General features: G+C 59.2%; 16 protein-coding genes. 14 read left to right on the plus strand and 2 right to left on the minus strand.

Annotation, left to right across the window (positions count from 1 at the left end):
• Positions 1-36 precede the first annotated feature (36 nt).
• Both D7X94_RS10605 and D7X94_RS10610 read left to right on the plus strand, forming a co-directional pair.
• Positions 37-2,304 (plus strand): pyruvate formate lyase family protein, encoded by a 2,268-nt coding sequence (locus D7X94_RS10605; protein WP_120427694.1) that lies wholly within the window; start codon positions 37-39, stop codon positions 2,302-2,304.
• Positions 2,305-2,337: 33 nt separating this feature from the next.
• Positions 2,338-3,243, plus strand: a complete 906-nt coding sequence (locus D7X94_RS10610; RefSeq protein WP_120427695.1) for a glycyl-radical enzyme activating protein — start codon at positions 2,338-2,340, stop codon at positions 3,241-3,243.
• A gap of 71 nt (positions 3,244-3,314) precedes the next feature.
• On the opposite strand, the gene D7X94_RS10615 is transcribed toward D7X94_RS10610, so the two are convergent.
• A complete protein-coding gene (locus D7X94_RS10615) occupies positions 3,315-3,551 on the minus strand; it encodes a helix-turn-helix domain-containing protein (protein WP_442857902.1) in 237 nt (78 codons plus the stop codon).
• Positions 3,552-3,828: 277 nt separating this feature from the next.
• On the opposite strand from D7X94_RS10615, the gene D7X94_RS10620 reads away from it, so the two are divergent.
• Both D7X94_RS10620 and D7X94_RS10625 read left to right on the plus strand, forming a co-directional pair.
• A complete protein-coding gene (locus D7X94_RS10620) occupies positions 3,829-4,545 on the plus strand; it encodes an ABC transporter ATP-binding protein (protein ID WP_120427697.1) in 717 nt (238 codons plus the stop codon).
• Positions 4,542-6,194: a putative ABC exporter domain-containing protein gene (locus D7X94_RS10625; RefSeq protein WP_120427698.1), complete on the plus strand. Its 1,653-nt coding sequence runs from the start codon at positions 4,542-4,544 to the stop codon at positions 6,192-6,194. The genes D7X94_RS10620 and D7X94_RS10625 overlap by 4 nt, the downstream gene beginning before the upstream one ends.
• An 89-nt stretch (positions 6,195-6,283) precedes the next feature.
• Here the strand turns inward: D7X94_RS10625 and D7X94_RS10630 are convergent, their stop codons facing one another.
• Positions 6,284-6,859, minus strand: coding sequence for a uridine kinase family protein (locus D7X94_RS10630; RefSeq protein ID WP_120427699.1), 576 nt, complete (start codon positions 6,857-6,859; stop codon positions 6,284-6,286).
• 950 nt (positions 6,860-7,809) lie between these two features.
• Here D7X94_RS10630 and hflX point away from each other — a divergent pair.
• The 10 genes from hflX (at position 7,810) to D7X94_RS10685 (ending at position 17,205) form a co-directional block, all read left to right on the plus strand.
• On the plus strand, positions 7,810-9,069 hold the full coding sequence (gene hflX, locus D7X94_RS10640; protein ID WP_120427701.1) for a GTPase HflX: 1,260 nt from the start codon (positions 7,810-7,812) through the stop codon (positions 9,067-9,069).
• Between the two features lie 2 nt (positions 9,070-9,071).
• Entirely contained in the window at positions 9,072-9,644 is a 573-nt protein-coding gene (locus D7X94_RS10645) for a hypothetical protein (RefSeq protein ID WP_120427702.1), read from the plus strand.
• Between the two features lie 113 nt (positions 9,645-9,757).
• Positions 9,758-10,984: an argininosuccinate synthase gene (locus D7X94_RS10650; RefSeq protein ID WP_120427703.1), complete on the plus strand. Its 1,227-nt coding sequence runs from the start codon at positions 9,758-9,760 to the stop codon at positions 10,982-10,984.
• A gap of 11 nt (positions 10,985-10,995) precedes the next feature.
• Positions 10,996-11,547, plus strand: a complete 552-nt coding sequence (locus tag D7X94_RS10655; RefSeq protein ID WP_120427704.1) for an NUDIX hydrolase — start codon at positions 10,996-10,998, stop codon at positions 11,545-11,547.
• Positions 11,544-12,929 carry an argininosuccinate lyase gene (gene argH, locus D7X94_RS10660; protein WP_120427705.1) on the plus strand — a complete coding sequence of 462 codons (1,386 nt, stop codon included), beginning with the start codon at positions 11,544-11,546 and terminating at the stop codon, positions 12,927-12,929. Before D7X94_RS10655 ends, argH begins: the two co-directional genes overlap by 4 nt.
• Before the next feature lies 1 nt (position 12,930).
• Entirely contained in the window at positions 12,931-13,971 is a 1,041-nt protein-coding gene (gene argC / locus D7X94_RS10665) for an N-acetyl-gamma-glutamyl-phosphate reductase (RefSeq protein WP_120427706.1), read from the plus strand.
• A gap of 50 nt (positions 13,972-14,021) precedes the next feature.
• On the plus strand, positions 14,022-15,236 hold the full coding sequence (argJ, locus tag D7X94_RS10670) for a bifunctional glutamate N-acetyltransferase/amino-acid acetyltransferase ArgJ (protein ID WP_120427707.1): 1,215 nt from the start codon (positions 14,022-14,024) through the stop codon (positions 15,234-15,236).
• A 10-nt stretch (positions 15,237-15,246) separates the two neighbouring features.
• Complete coding sequence (locus D7X94_RS10675) at positions 15,247-15,573, plus strand: hypothetical protein (RefSeq protein WP_120427708.1); 327 nt, start codon at positions 15,247-15,249, stop codon at positions 15,571-15,573.
• Between the two features lie 16 nt (positions 15,574-15,589).
• Positions 15,590-16,441 carry an acetylglutamate kinase gene (argB, locus tag D7X94_RS10680; RefSeq protein ID WP_120427709.1) on the plus strand — a complete coding sequence of 284 codons (852 nt, stop codon included), beginning with the start codon at positions 15,590-15,592 and terminating at the stop codon, positions 16,439-16,441.
• A 524-nt stretch (positions 16,442-16,965) separates the two neighbouring features.
• The gene (locus D7X94_RS10685) at positions 16,966-17,205 is read left to right on the plus strand and encodes a DUF3795 domain-containing protein (RefSeq protein WP_120427710.1); all 240 of its coding nucleotides are present in this window, start codon (positions 16,966-16,968) and stop codon (positions 17,203-17,205) included.
• Positions 17,206-17,218 lie beyond the last annotated feature (13 nt).

Below are 17,218 nucleotides of genomic sequence, written 5' to 3' on the forward strand. Positions count from 1 at the left end.
AAAGCCAACCGGCATTTGGCAAAAGGAGGTCATTATATGTATCAGCCCAAACGACTGCTGGAACGGGAACTTATCTTTACGGAATGCTACCAGAAGCATCAAAACATGCCCAAGGCCCTTCGGGAAAGCCACTGTATGCAGGCGCAGCTCGCCACGTATTTTGTCACGCCCCGGGAGAACGACCTGCTCGCCGGAAGAATTGACCGCCCCGCCGTGGTTTTTACTCCCTGCATGGAGGGGGACGGCATCGACAAAGTGGGCTACTGCATAGACGAGGCGGGGTGCAGGTTGCTCGCGGACAAGATCAAAGAGGATCCCTCTTATGACGAGGCCTATCTGCGCCGGGTGGAAGAGATGATCGCCTTCTGGCAGGAGGAAAACACAAATACCAAAATCCGCCGCCGCTTTCCCGCCCATTGGAACGGCTCCATGGGAGCGGACAACTATCTGGAGGACAACGCCCCCATTCATCCCCTGTACCGGCTGGCGGGAGTCAACCTGGACTTCAAGAAGCTCTTTTCCCTTGGCCTGATGGGCCTGAAAGAAGAGGCGCTTGCCTATGCCGTCGCGGCGCCGGAGAATCAAAAGCCTTTTTATGAGGGCACGGCTCAGATTCTGGACGCAGTCCGAGACGTTATTCTCGCTTATCATAGAGAGGCTCTGCGTCTGGCGGAGGAAACGCCCGAAGAGAAGCGGGCCCAATGGACCAAAATGGCGGACGCGCTTTTGGCCATCTCCGACAATCCCCCCGCCACCATGCGCCAGGCCCTCCAGCTGCAGTGCATCTATATGCTGGCATCCCGGTGTGTGGAAATCGGCAGGATTGACGACTACATGGGCGGTTTCTATGAGAGGGACCTTGCCCAGGGACGGCTGTCCAAAGCGGAGGCCGCCGCCCTTTTGAACAATTTCTTTACGATTATTGAAACCGAGCGGGGCCGGGATACCCGGGCCATTATCGGCGGCCTGGGCCGGGAGCACCCGGAAACCGCGGACGCCTTCGCCATGCTGGTTCTGGATGTGCTGGAAATGCGGAAAGGGCATTTTTATCCCCAGGTCAGCCTGCGCTATTTCAAAGAAATGAACCCGGCGGTTTATGATCGCGCCTTGGAGATTCTGGCAGAGGGGAACACCTATCCGATGCTCTATTGCGACGATGTAAACGTTCCGTCTGTGATGCGGTCAATGGATGTGTCCCGCTCTCTTGCCGAGCAGTATTCCTTCTTCGGCTGCGGGGAATACATGCTGGCCTATCACAGCATCGGAACCCCCAACACGGCGCTGAATGTTGCCAAGGTCCTAGAGCTTGTCCTCCATGACGGAATCAACCCCGCCACAGGCAGGCTTTACGGCCCCAAAGCGGCGGGCATTCCGGTGAAAAGCCTTTCCGATGTCTCCTGCTTTGAGGACCTGATGGCGCTGCTGATGGACTATCTCTCCTTCTTCATTGACATTTCCGGCGGATTTGAGGAGCTTCTATATGAGGTGTGTAATGAAGAGGCGTGCTTTTTGCAGTATTCCGCCCTGCTCTGCGACTGTATGGCAAGAGGAAAAGCCATGCTGGACGGCGGCTTGACCCATTTGGGCGGCACGGTGGAGACATATGGAAACGTTACGCTTGCCGACAGCATGAGCGCGATCCGGTACGCGGTCTATGAAAAGCGGGCCTTGTCCCTGGAGCGGCTGGTAGAGGTTCTCTCCCGAAACTTCGAAGGAGGAGAGGTTGAGCGGAACGTTCTCCTGTCCGCGCCCAAATTTGGAAACGATAACGAAGAAGCGGACGGCATTGCGGCCCGGCTGCATGAGTTTATCTGCAAGACGATTCAGGCGCAGCGGGAGAAGCGCTCGATGGATTCCTTCCTAGCCGTTCTGATCAACAACAACATGAACGTGGCTCTCGGCCGTTTTGTGGGCGCGACTCCGGACGGGCGGGGAGCGGGAGAGTTCCTGTCCAACGGCAACAGCCCCTATAACGGCCGGGACCGGGAAGGATTGACCGCCATGCTCTGCTCCATGTGCAAAATGGATACCGCTATCCATGCGGGCGGAAATCAGAACCTGAAGGTCTCCCGCCAGATGTTCGCGGGAGAAAAGCCCTTGATCAAGCCTGTGCTCTCCGCTTTCTTTTCCATGGGAGGACAGCAGCTCAACTTAAGCGTGGTAGACCAAAAGGATCTGGAGGATGCCATGGAGCACCCCGAACGCCACGAAAATCTGGTAGTGCGGGTGGGCGGCTTTACCGCGCGTTTTATCGACCTGGACAAAAAGACCCAGCGGGATGTGCTCAGCAGAACCGCTTATTAACCAGCCGGAAGTCTGCCGAAGGAGGTTACAAGGATGAACGCGACCCTGGTGGATATCCAGCGTGCCGGCACCCATGACGGGCCGGGCATCCGCACGGTGTTCTTTTTCAAGGGCTGTCCCCTGCGCTGCAAATGGTGTCATAATCCGGAATCCTGGAAGAGGGAGCCCCAGCTTTCCTTCCACCGGGAGTCCTGCACCGGCTGCGGGCTCTGCGAATCTGTCTGTCCCCGCCAGGCCCACCAGGTCCGGCCCTCGGCCCATACGGTACGTTTTGACCTGTGTACGCAGTGCGGCCGGTGCGTTGAGGTCTGTCCTTCTCAAGCATTGAAATGCATCGGCGTATCCTATACGCCCCAGGAGCTGCTGCGCCTTGCCCTTCGAGATCTTCCTTTCTATCAGCAGTCTGGCGGCGGTGTGACGCTCTCCGGCGGAGAGGTGCTTTTGTGGGCGGATTTTGCCGCGTGTTTCCTCTCTCTGTGCAAGAAGGAGGGCATCCACACCTGCGTGGAAACCAGCGGTTACGGGAGCGAGGAGGCCATGAAAAAGTTGGTCCCCTTTACGGACCTGTTCTACTTTGATTGGAAAATCTCCCGGGAGGAGGACGCCTTGGAGCACCTGGGCGGAAGCCTGAAGCCCATTTTGAGGAATCTGCGGCTGCTGGACCAGTTTCAAAAAGGGATTGTCCTGCGCTGCCCGATCATCCACGGGGTCAACGATAATTCCCAGCATTTTGAGCGTATTCTTGGGCTTTTAGAGGAGTTTCCCTCTATCCAAAAAGCCCAGCTGCTTCCGTATCACGATTTTGGCGTTGGCAAGAGCAAGAATATTGGAGAGGACATGTCGGCGTTTCAGGTTCTCGGGCCGGAGGAAACGCAAAAATGGCAGGATTGGTTTTTCCGGCACGGAAAGGCCCAGGCCTCCAAGGTTGAGATGGGATAATCAGGAGAGGCGGTGCTTTACTGGAAAGCGCCGCCTCTCCTTCCGTTTCTGTCATGCAGTCAGGAAGGAGGCTAATCCCGAAAGTCAAACAGATCCTTGGGCTTTATGTCCAATACCTCGCACAGCTTGAAGATCACGTCGAAGGATACGCCTACATTACCCAGTTCTATCGCGCTGATGTGGCTGCGGTCAATATCTGCCAGCTCCGCCAATTGCAGCTGGGTCAATTTCTTTCGTTTTCGGTAATACACCACGTTCAGGCCGAACTTTTCGTATAAGTTCTTGTATTCTGCTTTCAATTGAATCACCCCCTTCTATTTTAGGGGGATGACAAAAAGAATAAACCTTGTGTTGACCACGTAATGGGGTTGACACAAGTCGTTTGATGTGTTATCATTTCTTTGCGGCTCTCTCGTGCAGAACAAGGGGGAATTCTGTCGGTTCTCTTACGATTTTCCGGCGGGACTTGCGTATAAAACATAATTTTTGTAAAATGAAAATAAGGTAAGAAAATCCTTGACAAGATATTGAGATGATATTATAATAATATCAAAACTTGAGGGAACCTGAAGGAGGATGGAAGCTATGCTTTCTATTAGCGGCGTCACAAAAAAGTATGGGAAAAACGTGGCCAACGACAATATCAGCTTTGCCGTGGGCGATGGGCAGATCGGCATATTGTTGGGGCCCAACGGCGCGGGGAAGTCCACCATCATCAAGTGTATTACAGGGCTTCTGCGCTTTACCGGGCGCGTTGAAATCAACGGCGCGGCCAACAACACCATTGAGGCCAAGCGCCAGCTGGGGTATATCCCCGAAATGCCCGCGGTATACGACTTGCTTACTGTGGCGGAGCATATGGAGTTTATCCGCCGGGCCTATAAGATTCAGGACGAGGCCTATTCCCAGCAGCTGCTGGAGCGCCTGGAATTGTGGGACAAAAAGGATAAGCTGGGCAAAGAGCTCTCCAAGGGCATGCAGCAGAAGCTTTCCATCTGCTGTGCCCTATGCCACAGGCCGCGGGTGGCGGTGTTCGACGAGCCTCTGGTTGGCCTGGACCCTCACGCCATCAAGGAGCTGAAGAATATCTTTCGGGAGCTGAAGCGGGACGGCGTCTCCGTGCTGATCAGCACCCATATGATTGACAGCGTGGAGGACTATTGGGACGTGGCAAACATCATGATGAACGGCCGGTTTGCCGCTACAAAATTGAACGACGGCGGCGAAGGCCAGAGCCTGGAGGATCTGTTCTTCCAGATTACCGAAGGCGGCTCTGGAGAAGGAAGCGGGGTGGGCGCATGAAAAGCCCTTTGATTTACCTGACTGCCGTAAAGCTGAAAAACCAGCTGAAAGAGGCCGTTAAGCATCCCGCCAAGCTGATCTATGTGATCGTCATTGCCGCGGCGCTGGTTCTCTCCACCATCGGGGGCCAAGTCAACAGCGAACATCTGGAGCTACGGCCCCTCCAGGAATTGACCTCCATTATGGTGCTGTTTTATACCATGATGTTCCTGATGACGTTTATCAACGGCGTAAACGGCGGTGCGGGAAATTACCCAATGTTTACCCTTTCCGACGTGAGTATGCTGTTTCCGTCGCCCATTCGGCCCAATAAGGTCCTGTTTTACGCGTTGTTCCGGCAGCTGGGATTGTCTCTGCTTTTAGGATTTTTCCTGCTGTTCCAATACAACTGGCTCCATGGGGTCTATGGCGTGGAGTATTCCCATCTTCTGCTGATTGTGCTGGGGTATGGCCTGAGCCTGTTTCTGGGCCAGGTCTGCGCCATGGCGGCCTATACCCGTGCCAGCGGAAACGACAACGCCCGGCGGCTTGTCAAGTACTGTGTTTACGGGATTACGCTGGTATTTGTGGCGGCGCTTCTGTTCCGGTGCATTCCCGGCCTGGTTGCCTCTGCGGGCGATTCTCCGGAAGAGCTGTTCACCATGGGAGGATTCTCTGGCGCGCTGGATGCCGGCGTGGAGTTCCTTTCGGCCGTGGGTGTTTTCTTCCCGGTGTCTGGGTGGGCCGCGGGCCTGATCGGCGGCGTCTTTATCGGGGACTATCTGTTGGCGGGAATTTCGGTCCTGCTAATTCTTGCCGCCTTTGCCGTGGCGATTCTGCTGGTGGTCAAGAACAAGAATAATTATTATGAGGACGTGCTGCAGTCCGCCGAGGTGGCCCAATCCGCCATTACCGCTAAGAAAGAAGGCCAGCCCGCCGAGGTGATGCCCAAGAATGTGCGCGTGGGTAAAACCGGCATTGGCAAAGGAAACGGTTCCAGCGCCCTGTTCTATAAGCATCTATTGGAAAACCGTCGTTCCGGACTGTTGATCTTCTCCAAAATGTCGATTATTTTTATGCTGATTATTATCGGCTGCGCGGTTCTGTATGGGGTAATATTTGCCGATGAAGAGGGGAACACAGCGGCTTTTGTGGCAGTGTTTACCATGAGCACATATATGCAGATTTTTTCTGAAAGTCTGGGACGGTTTAACTGGGAGCTTTCCAAGCCCTACATCTATATGATTCCCGAGTCCCCTTTTAAGAAGCTGCTTTGGGCTACCGCAGAGACCTTGATGGCCGACTGCGTGGAAGCTGCCGTGATTTTCGTGCCGGTGTCCCTGATTCTGGGGCTGGGGCCGGTGGAAATGGTGCTGTGTATTTTGGCCAGGATTTCATTTTCCCTGCTGTTCACCTCTGGAAATATCCTGGTGGAACGGATATTCGGAACCGTGCGCTCCAAAGGGCTGCTTCTGTTTTTCTACATCATTTCACTTATGCTGCTGTCCCTGCCGGGAGTCGGTCTGGGCATTGCTTTGCTCAGTCTGGAGCTGCTGCCTGGAGCGGTGGGGATGCTTCTGGGAGTGGTCGCCGCCAATGTGCCGGTGGCGTTGCTTATCATGTTCTTCTGCCGGAATCTTTTGCAGTATGCCGAGCTGAACGGAAAATAGCAAATACCAAAAAATCGCCGCAGATGCCAGGAAATGGCTCTCGCGGCGGTTTTTTCGCATTTTTCTCTTGACCTTTTTCGTGAACTATATTATGATAAATTTCCCCGCGCTAGTTTGCGAATATGGTCTGCCAGCATTTGATTTGCTGTTTGAGAAGGGGAGGAGCCGTTGAGAATCAAGTCTGCCCGCCATTTGGTAGGCTCGATGTATTGCTCATGGCGGTAGCGGACCATGTCCAGATAGACTTCGGCGATCTCGTCGAAGCTGAGGCCCCGCTGGGCCATGTTCCGCTTGAGGCGGCGGACGATCCGCTCGTCGGCCTGGCAGTCGATGAAGAGTTTGAGGTCCAGCTGCTCATAGAGCCAGTCGTACCACAAGGCGAAGAGCCCCTCTACCAAGATGACTCGAGCCCCCTCGGCAACGGCCTGGGCCAAGTCCTCTTGAAGCTGCTGATGGTAGATGGTTTCTGGGCAGTTATCGTCGTAGTACTCTCTTCCGGTAACGTGGGCGATGGCTTTGGGCCGGACGCCGTCGGGCTTAAAATAACCGTCCATATAGAATACGCGCGGACATAAATCAGAGAGCTCGTTTTCCAGCCAGTTGGCAAAGGTGGATTTCCCGCTGGCGGTGCCTCCAGATATGCCTACAAAATAGGGCTTGCTCATGAAGATTGCCTCCTCTCAGGATTGGATGAATGGGGTGGGCTGGCCCCCCGCTCGGGTTCGGCCGAAGGACGAACCGCCGGAGGAAACGGGCTTTGCCCGCTTCCTCGCGGCCATTTTGCGGTAGGCCGCAAAATGCGAGCGGGGCACACCGCGCCTAGCGGGTGCGAGGCGTAGGCTTGGTTTCGCGGTAGTGTCAAAAAGATAAACACTCGCGCGGCTCGGTTTATCTTTCCGTTTTGCAAAGCAAAACTCGCCAAGCTGGGTGCGAACGCACGGCGCGCCATCTCCGCGTGCGAATAGCCAGCCGAACGCGCTCAGCCTGGGGCGCGTCCCAAAAAATGCCGCAAATAAAAGGGTATTTTTTATGGGGGCGTGAGTGCGCGCGCTACTTGGTTGCGGAGCACAGGGCCTTGCGGGAACTTTTGGCTGAGAGCGTCCGCACAGAGCTGACTGGTTCCGGGACTAGGAAACTTTTTTCTCAGTTGCAAAAGAGATTCATCTCGCCGTGCGAGATGAACTCTCCGTTTCCTCTTGCCGATGTTTTGCAAAGCAAAACTCGGATAGTTAACCGAGCGCAGCGAGCTTTAACTATGATTCACCACTTCAAAAAATGCGCTTCTCAGGAGTTTAAGGTCAAGAGATAAGGCCTTGAGGGCTGCGCGAGTCTCGCCTGCCGGCTCGGTCGGTTCGCGGCGTGTCTGCCACTGGCAGACGCTCACCCCTTAAACTCCCCGCCAGCTTAAGACCAGCTGGACCGGTCAATGTTGTTCCGCAAAACGTTCACGACGAACGAAGTGAGGAGTGGGTAAAAGTTTTTGAGACTTACCGAAGGTAACGTCTTAAACTTCTTTTCAAAAAGTTTGTGGGGTGTGGGGCGACGCCCCACGGCCTTAAGAGTATACAATAAATTTCCAGAAATTGCAAGCTCTGAAACCCAAAGGAGGGATTTGATGTTTGAAAACCAAGAGACCCGGGAGCGGGCGCTGCTCGTCTCCCTGGACACCGGCGAATACGACGCCGAGACCTCTCTGGCCGAGCTCTGCGAGCTGACGGACAGCGCCGGGGCGGACCCGGCCTTTACCCTGCTCCAGAAGCGCCCCGCGCCGGACTCCGCCACCTGCATCGGCTCCGGCATGGCCCAGGAGGCCGCGGACCTGATCAGCCGGGAAAAGCTGGACCTCTGCATCTTCGACAGGGAACTGACGCCCACCCAGATCCGCAACCTGGAGGAGCTCTTCGGGGTGCGGGTTATCGACCGGACCATGCTGATTCTGGACATCTTCGCCCAGCAGGCCCGCAGCCGGGAGGGCAAGCTCCAGGTGGAGCTGGCTCAGCTGCGGTACATGCTGCCCAGGCTCTCCGGCAAGGGCACGGCCCTGTCCCGGCTGGGCGGCGGCATCGGCACCCGTGGCCCCGGCGAGACCAAGCTGGAGACGGACCGGCGGCACATCCGGCGGCGGATCGGCAGCCTGAAGGAGCAGCTGGCCGAGAGCGAGTCCGCCCGGCAGGTCACCGAGAAGCGCCGCAAAAAGAACGGCGTGGTCACCGTGGCCCTGGTGGGCTACACCAACGCGGGCAAGAGCACCCTGATGAACTGCCTCACCCAGGCGGGGGTCCTGGCTGAGGACAAGCTGTTCGCCACCCTGGACCCCACCGCCCGGGCCCTCAAGCTCCCCTGCGGCAAGACGGTGATGCTCATCGACACCGTGGGCCTCATCCGCCGCCTGCCCCACCATCTGGTGGAGGCCTTCAAGTCCACCCTGGAGCAGGCCGCCACCGCCGACATCCTCCTGAACATCTGCGACGCCTCCAGCCCGGAGGCCCGGGAGCATCTTCGGGTGACCGAGGACCTGCTCCAGAGCCTGGGCGGGGGCGGCAGGCCGGTGATCCCCGTGCTGAACAAGTGGGACGCGGTGGAGGACCCGGAAGCGGCCCCCAGGCTGCCCGGCGCGGTGCGGATCAGCGCCCTCCACGGCCAGGGAATCCCGGAGCTGCTCCGGGCTGTGGAGGAGAACCTGCCGGAAAAGACCTTCCTGGTGGAGCTCCTGCTGCCCTTTGCCAAGAGCGGCCTTGCGGCGAAGCTCCGGGAAGAGGGCGCGGTGCTCCGGGAGGAATACGTGGAGGAGGGGCTGCTGCTCACCGCCCGGGTGGACCAGCGCCTCTACGGCCCGGTGAAGGAGTACGACCAAAACCCCGGAGGGGAGGAATAGCTATGTATTATCATGCAAGCCCTATTCACTGCATTGAGGTCCTGGAGCCCCGGGTCTCCAACCACGGCAGGCCCCTGGTGTACCTGTCCAGAAAGCGGGAGAACGTGCTGCCCTACCTCTCCAACGCCATCGAGAAGTACTGCAAGGAGACCAGCTTCGCCCAGGAGGGCCCCTGGCAGAAATGGGGGAGCTACGGCTTTTTCGAGGGGAAGCTGCAGCTGGACGAGTACTGGCCAAACGCCCTGGAGGACACCTACAAGGGGGTCTCCGGCTACATCTACGCTGCGGAGGCCGTGCCCGGCGGGGAGGACCAGGAGGACATCCCGGACGCGGTGGTCACCGGCCAGCCCGTGCCCGTCTGCGGCTGCGAATTCGTGCCCGACGCCCTGGAGGCCATCCTGGCGGCGGAGGAGGCCGGGCTTATCCTCATCCGCCGGTATGAGGACCTGCCGGAAACCATGCTCGCCTGGATCCGGGACAGCATCAAGGGGGAGTATGAGGAGGCCCGGGACCTTCCCACATATAGGCACTTTCTTCGGGGCAAGTTCCCCGAAATAACCGCCGGGTTGGAATGAATTGCATGGCTTTTGCATAAATATGAATAAATATGCAGTAAGCCCTTGATTTTCCCAAAAAAACTTGTATAATAGAGTATAGACAATTGACAAAGAAAAAGGACGTGACGATCATGGCAAATGACATCAAAAAAGTAGTATTGGCCTATTCCGGTGGACTGGACACCTCCATCATTATCCCCTGGCTGAAGGAGAATTATAACAATTGCGAGGTCATCGCCGTTTCCGGCGACGTGGGCCAGGGCACAGAGCTGGACGGCCTGGAGGAGAAGGCCAAAAAGACCGGGGCCTCAAAGCTCTACGTGCTGGACCTGAAAGAGGAGTTCGTCCAGGACTACGTGTACCCCACTGTGAAGGCCGGGGCCGTGTATGAGAATAAATACCTGCTGGGCACCTCCTTCGCCCGTCCCATCATCGCCAAAGGCATTGTGGAGATCGCCAAGAAGGAGGGGGCCGACGCCATCTGCCACGGCTGCACCGGCAAGGGGAACGACCAGGTGCGCTTCGAGCTGGCCATCAAGGCTTTCGCCCCGGATATGAAGATCATCGCCCCCTGGCGCGTCTGGGACATCAAGTCCCGGGAGGAGGAGATCGACTACGCCGAGGCCCATAACGTGCCCCTGAAGATCAACCGGGAGACCAACTACTCCAAGGACAAGAACCTGTGGCACCTGTCCCACGAGGGCCTGGACCTGGAAAATCCGGCAAACGAGCCCCAGTATCAGAAGCCCGGCTTCCTGGAGCTGGGGGTTTCCCCGGAGCAGGCCCCGGACGAGCCCACCTACATCACCCTGCACTTTGAGAAGGGCGTGGCCACCCAGCTGAACGGGGAGACCCTCACCGGCGTCCAGATGGTGGAGAAGCTCAACCAGCTGGGCGGCAAAAACGGCGTGGGCCTGGCGGACATCATCGAGAACCGGCTGGTGGGCATGAAGTCCCGGGGCGTGTACGAGACCCCCGGCGGCACCATCCTCTACCACGCCCACAACAAGCTGGAAGAGCTGTGCCTGGACAAGGAGACCTATCATTATAAGCAGCAGATCGCCCTGAAATTTGCGGACCTGGTGTACAACGGCCAGTGGTACACCCCTCTGCGCCAGGCCCTCTCCGCCTTTGTGGACTCCACCCAGGAGACCGTCACCGGCGACGTGAAGCTGAAGCTCTACAAGGGCAACATCATCGACGCGGGCGTCACCGCGCCCTATTCCCTGTACGACGAGGAGATCGCCACCTTCGACGAGGACGAGGTCTACAATCAGGCGGATTCCGCCGGGTTCATCAACCTCTTCGGCCTGCCCATCAAGGTCCAGGCCAAGAAAGGGCTGACCTACGACAAGTAAGGAACGGGAAAATGGAACTGATCGACATATACGACAAGGACGGCCACAAGACCGGCGCTGTCCGGGACAAAGAGGCGCCCCTGGGCCCGGAGGAGTACCGGATGGCGGTGGGCATGTGGATTGTGGACGAAGGGGGCAGGATCTTTCTGACCCGCCGGAGTCTGGAGAAACGGTACGCCCCGGGAAAATGGGAAAATCCCGCAGGCCATGTACAGGCGGGGGAGTCTCCCGTCCACGGGGTGATCCGGGAGCTCTGTGAGGAGACCGGCATCACCGTCTCCGAGGGACAGATCACCCTCCTGGGCCGTTCCCGCAGCTGGCCCTATCTGGGCCGGGACTATGGGGTGCGCATGAACGTGGACCTGAGCCGGGTGCGGTTCCAGAAGGGGGAGACCTCCGGGGCCAGATGGGTTTCCTTTGAGGAATTTGCCGCGATGGCGGAGGCCGGGGAGTTCGCCCCGTCCCTCACCGCCCACATGAGGGACTACCGGGAGGCGTTTCTGCGGTTTACAGGCCATTCCGGCAGCGGGGCCTTAGACTTTTTAACGGAGGAAGAACCATGAAACTATGGAAAGGCCGCTTCAAGAAGGAGGCCGACCCCAGGACCAACGACTTCAACTCCAGCATCGCCTTTGACAGCCGCATGTACCGCCAGGACATCGAGGGCAGCATCGCCCACGCCACCATGCTGGGCCGCCAGGGGATCATCGACGAGGGCGAGAGCATGAAGATCTGCGTGGAGCTGGGGAAGATCCTGGAGGACCTGGACAGCGGCGCGCTGGCTATCGACCCGGACGCGGAGGACATCCACACCTTTGTGGAGCAGGAGCTCACCGCCCGGATCGGAGACGCGGGCAAGCGCCTGCATACCGGCCGCAGCCGAAACGATCAGGTGGCTCTGGACATCCGCCTCACCCTGCGGGAGGACTGCAACGGCCTGCTCCGGCAGCTCAAAGACCTGGGCCGGGTCCTGTGCCAAAAGGCGGACCAGTACAGCGGGGCGGTGATGCCCGGATACACCCACATGCAGCGGGCCCAGCCGGTGACCTTCGGCCACCACCTGATGGCCTACGCCGAGATGGTCCTCCGGGATATCTCCCGCTTTGAGGACGCTCTGCGCCGCATGGACCTGTGCCCTCTGGGCAGCGGGGCCCTGGCTGGGACCACCTACCCTCTGGAGCGAGAACTGACCGCAAAGCTCCTGGGCTTTACAGCCCCCACCCAGAACAGCCTGGACGGGGTCTCCGACCGGGATTTCTGCGCGGAGATTGCCTTCGCGGCGTCCCTGTGCATGGTGCACCTGTCCCGGCTCTGCGAGGAGCTGGTGCTGTGGTGCTCCTGGGAGTTTAAGTTCATTGAGCTGGACGACGCCTACTGCACGGGCTCCAGCATTATGCCCCAGAAGAAAAATCCCGATCTGGCGGAGCTGATCCGGGGGAAGTCCGGGCGGGTGATTGGGGACCTGACCGCCCTGCTCACCATGCTCAAGGGTCTGCCCCTGGCCTACAACAAGGATATGCAGGAGGACAAGGAGGCGGTCTTTGACGCGGTGGACTCCTTGAAGCTGTGCCTCACGCCCTTGATCCCCATGCTGGAGACCATGAAGGTGTTGGAGGGGAACATGCGGAAGGCGGCGGCGGGGGGCTTCATCAACGCCACGGACTGCGCGGACTATCTGGTGTCTCTGAAGGGGCTCCCCTTCCGGGACGCCTACAAGATCACCGGGGAGCTGGTGGCCCTGTGCCTGGACCGGGGCCTCACCCTGGAGACTTTGCCCCTGGAGGAGTACCGGCGGGTCTGCCCGGCCTTCGACGAAGGGGTGTTCGCCGCCATCTCCCTGGAGAAATGCGTAGGGGGCCGCAAGGTGCTGGGCGGGCCCGCGCCGGAGAATGTAAAAGCCCAGGCCCGGCGGGTGCTGGACCTGTTGGAAAGGGGAAATACTTGACATGAACACGGTAAAAGCGGGCGTGGTGGGTGCCACCGGCTATGCAGGTGCGGAGCTGTGCCGGCTGCTTCTGGGGCATCCCCAGGCGGAGCTTTCGGCCATCAGCTCGGTGGGTTTTCAGGGCCAGCCCCTGTCCGCCGTCTATCCCGCCTACTACAACATATGCGATATGATCTGTGAGTCCCAGGAAGATGTGGTGGAGAAAAGCGACGTGATCTTCGCTGCCCTGCCCCACGGGCTCTCCCAGGAGCTGGCCGCCCAGTGCATGGCGGCGGGCAAGGCCTTCATCGATCTGGGGGCGGATTTCCGCCTAGAGAGCGAGGAGGTCTACCAGGAGTGGTACGGGGGCGCTTTCACCGACCCGGCCCTCCACAAGCAAGCGGTCTACGGCCTGCCGGAGCTGTTCCGGGAGGAGATCCGGGGCAAAAAGCTCATCGCCAACCCCGGCTGCTACACCACGGCGGTGCCCCTGGCGCTGGTTCCGGCTTTGGAGGCCGGGCTCATCGAGACGGAGGGGATCGTGGCCGACTGCAAATCCGGCGTCACCGGCGCGGGGCGCAAGCCCACCCAGGGCAGCCACTACCCGGAGCTGAACGAGGGCTTCACCGCCTACAAAGTGGCCTGTCACCGGCACACCCCCGAGATGGAGCAGACCCTCTCCCGGATCGCTGGCAAGGAGATGCGCCTTACATTCGTGCCCCATCTGCTGCCCATCAACCGGGGAATCCTGGCCACCTGCTACGTCCGCATGAAGCCCGGCGCGACCCTGGAGAAGCTGCGGGCGGCCTACGAGAGCCGCTACGCCGGGGAGTATTTCATCCGGCTGCTGCCACAGGGGCAGGCCGCCAACGTGAAGAACGTGCGGGGCACCAATTTCTGCGACCTGTCCCTCTTTGTGGACGCCCGCACGGGGACCTTCGCGGCCATCTCCGCCATCGACAACATGGTAAAGGGCGCGGCGGGGCAGGCCGTCCAGAACATGAATCTGGCCTTCGGCCTGGAGGAGACCGCCGGGTTGAAGCTGGTCCCCATGGCGTTTTGATTGCTTCGTAAGAGGTCTGCGAGCACGATACTTTTTGGAGGAGGAACCATATGGAATTCATCGAAGGGGGCGTAACCGCAGCCCAGGGCTTTTCCGCCAGCGGGCTCCACTGCGGCATACGCAAGAACAAGACAAAGCCCGATCTAGCGCTGATCTACAGCGACAGGGACTGCGCCGCCGCCGGAGTCTACACCCGGAATCTGGTCCAGGGCGCGCCCATCGCCGTGACGAAGAAGAACATCGCCGACGGCAAAGCCCGGGCCATTGTGTGCAACTCCGGCATCGCCAACACCTGCGCCCCGGACGGCCTGGAAAAGGCGGAGAAAATGTGTGAAATCATCGGGGAGGTCCTGGGGATCCCCTCCACGGACGTGGTGGTGGCCTCCACCGGGGTCATCGGCCCCTCCCTGCCCATCGAGCCCATCGCGGACTCCGCCCAGGCCCTGAAAGATGCCCTGCGCCCGGACGGCTCTCCCATGGCCGCCACGGCCATCATGACCACGGACACCTTCCCCAAGGAGGCGGCGGTGAAGGTGGAGATCGGCGGGAAAGAGGTGCGCGTGGGGGGCATCGCCAAGGGCAGCGGCATGATCCATCCCAACATGGCCACCATGCTCAGCTTTGTGACCACGGACTGCGCCATTTCCCCGGAAATGCTCCAGAAGGCCATCAAAGCCGCTGCGGACGCCACCTATAACATGGTCACCGTGGACGGCGACACCTCCACCAACGACACCTTCATGGTCCTGGCAAACGGCGCCGCCGGGAACCCGGAGATCACCGGCGAGGGGGAGGACTACGAGGCCTTTGCCGCCGCTCTGGAGGCTGTAGGCCGCAAGCTCTCCAAAATGCTGGCCAAGGACGGCGAGGGCGCTTCCAAGCTGCTGGTGGTCCGGGTGGAGGGCGCGCCGGACCTGCACACCGCCCGCACGGTTGCCCGGAGCGTCAGCGGGTCCAGCCTGTTCAAGGCCGCCATGTTCGGCAACGACGCCAACGCCGGGCGGGTCCTCTGCGCCATCGGCTACGCGGGGGTCCCGGTGGATGTGGACAAGATCGACGTGACCTTCCGCTCCCAGACAGGCAGCGAGCAGGTCTGCCGGGCGGGTCTGGTGGCGGATTTTTCCGAGGAGCACGCGCTGGCGGTGATCTCCCAGCCGGAGCTGGAGACGGTGATCGACCTGCACATGGGGGAGGTTTCCGCCGAGGCCTATGGCTGCGACCTGACCTATGACTATGTGAAGATCAACGCGGATTACCGGAGCTGAGGCGGCGCGTATGAGAAAAATGCCCCTGAAGATGGAGAGCGCTTGGGATATTCCGGCGGCGGCGCTGGCTCTGCTGCTTGCCATGAATTTTCTGGCTTTCACCGCGCTGTGCTTCACCGCCATGGGGATGGTATTTCTGGACCCTGCCGCAGCGGTTATCACAGCGGTTTTATTGCTGCTGGGTATCTGCTGCCATTTTGCCACGCGGCACAGGACCTCAAAGCTGTGGCGCAGGCTGCTGCTGGGAGGGATCGCCGCCAATTTTCTCCTTGTGGCATTCTTTGTTTTGGCGGTAGGCATGATGGTGATGGCTTGGACAAATGTTGGGAGGTCGTAGAAAGAGGATGGACGGAATGCAGGTATCAAACAGCCAGCGGGCCAATATCCTGGTGCAGGCCCTGCCCTATATCAAAAAATACGCCGGGGCTACCGTGGTGGTGAAATACGGCGGGAACGCCATGCTGGACGATGAGCTGAAATCCGCCGTGATGAGCGATATCGTGCTCATGCAGCTGGTGGGTATCAATGTGGTGCTGGTCCACGGCGGCGGGCCGGAGATCAACGCCATGCTGAACAAGATCGGCAAGGAGAGCCGGTTTGTGGGCGGCCTGCGCTACACGGACCAGGAGACCATGGACATCGTCCAGCAGGTGCTGGCCGGGAAGGTGAACAAGGACCTGGTGCAGCTGCTGGAAAACGCCGGGGGCAAGGCCGTGGGCCTGTGCGGTCTGGACGGCTCCCTGCTGAAGGCCGATAAGCTGGAGGCGGACCTGGGCTTTGTGGGGGAGATCCGGGAGGTGAACGCGGATATCCTTCGGAATGTGGCGAAGGACGGCTATATCCCCATCGTCTCCACTGTGGCGGCGGGCTATCATGGGGAGGTCTACAATATCAACGCCGACGTGGCCGCCGCCCGCATTGCCGCCGAGCTGGGGGCCATGAAGCTGATCCTCATGACCGACGTGCGGGGCCTCTTGCGGGACAAGGACGACGAGAGCACCATCATCCCGGTGGTGAACGTCAGCGACGTGCGCCGCCTGAAAAAGGAGGGCGTGATCAGCGGGGGCATGATCCCCAAGATCGACTGCTGCGTGGACGCGGTGCGCCGGGGCGTGGGCCGGGCCCATATCATCGACGGCCGTACAGCCCACTCTATTTTGGTGGAGCTGTTCACCGACGAGGGCATCGGCACCATGTTTTATTGAGAATTGGTATAGGTTTTGAGACGCGCCCCAGGCATAGCGCGTTGGGCTGGCTCTCGGCCCGCGAAGCAGGTAGAAGGCGAAAGCTGGGATACGAAGCCGCTGGCTGGTTCCGGTTTTCAGGGAACTTTTTTCTCTTGCAAAAAGTTCCCTCTTGGCGCTGCGCGCCAATTCACCTTCAAAAAATGCGCTTCTCAGGTGTTAAGGTCAAGGGCAAGACCGTGGGACTCCGTCCCACACCCTGCGAGCTTTTGAAAAAGCTCGACCAAAACTTTTACCCTGGTCAGCTTGTCAAAACGTCAAAACTTTCACGACGAATGAAATGAGGAGTGACATTGCGCGGTCAAAGACTTGGCGAAGCCAAGTCTCAGGCGTCTAGGCCCCTTGCAGGGGTTTGGGGGTGAGCGTTCTGCCGGATACTTGGCAAAGCCAAGTATTGCAGACAACGCCGCGAACCGACCGAGCCGGCAGGCGAGACCAGAGCCTCCAAGGTCTTAAAACCTATAGCTTCTGAGAGGAGAAAGAGGATGAATTTCAGTGTTTGCGGGATAGACTGTGATGTCTGCAAATTTAAGACAGAACGAAACTGCGCCGGGTGCAAAGCAATTCAGGGCCAGGTGTTTTGGGGCTCCTGCGAGCTGTACGCCTGCAACGCGGGAAAAGGGCAGGAGCATTGCGGCAAATGTCCTGAATTTCCCTGCGATAAGCTAAAGGAATGGGCGGCGGCGGAAAACCCGGAGCGTATCGACAATTTACGGGGCTTGTAAAATTTGTTTCCTG

It is taken from the genome of Acutalibacter sp. 1XD8-33 (assembly GCF_003612555.1).
In the GTDB taxonomy this organism is placed as follows: domain Bacteria; phylum Bacillota; class Clostridia; order Oscillospirales; family Acutalibacteraceae; genus Acutalibacter.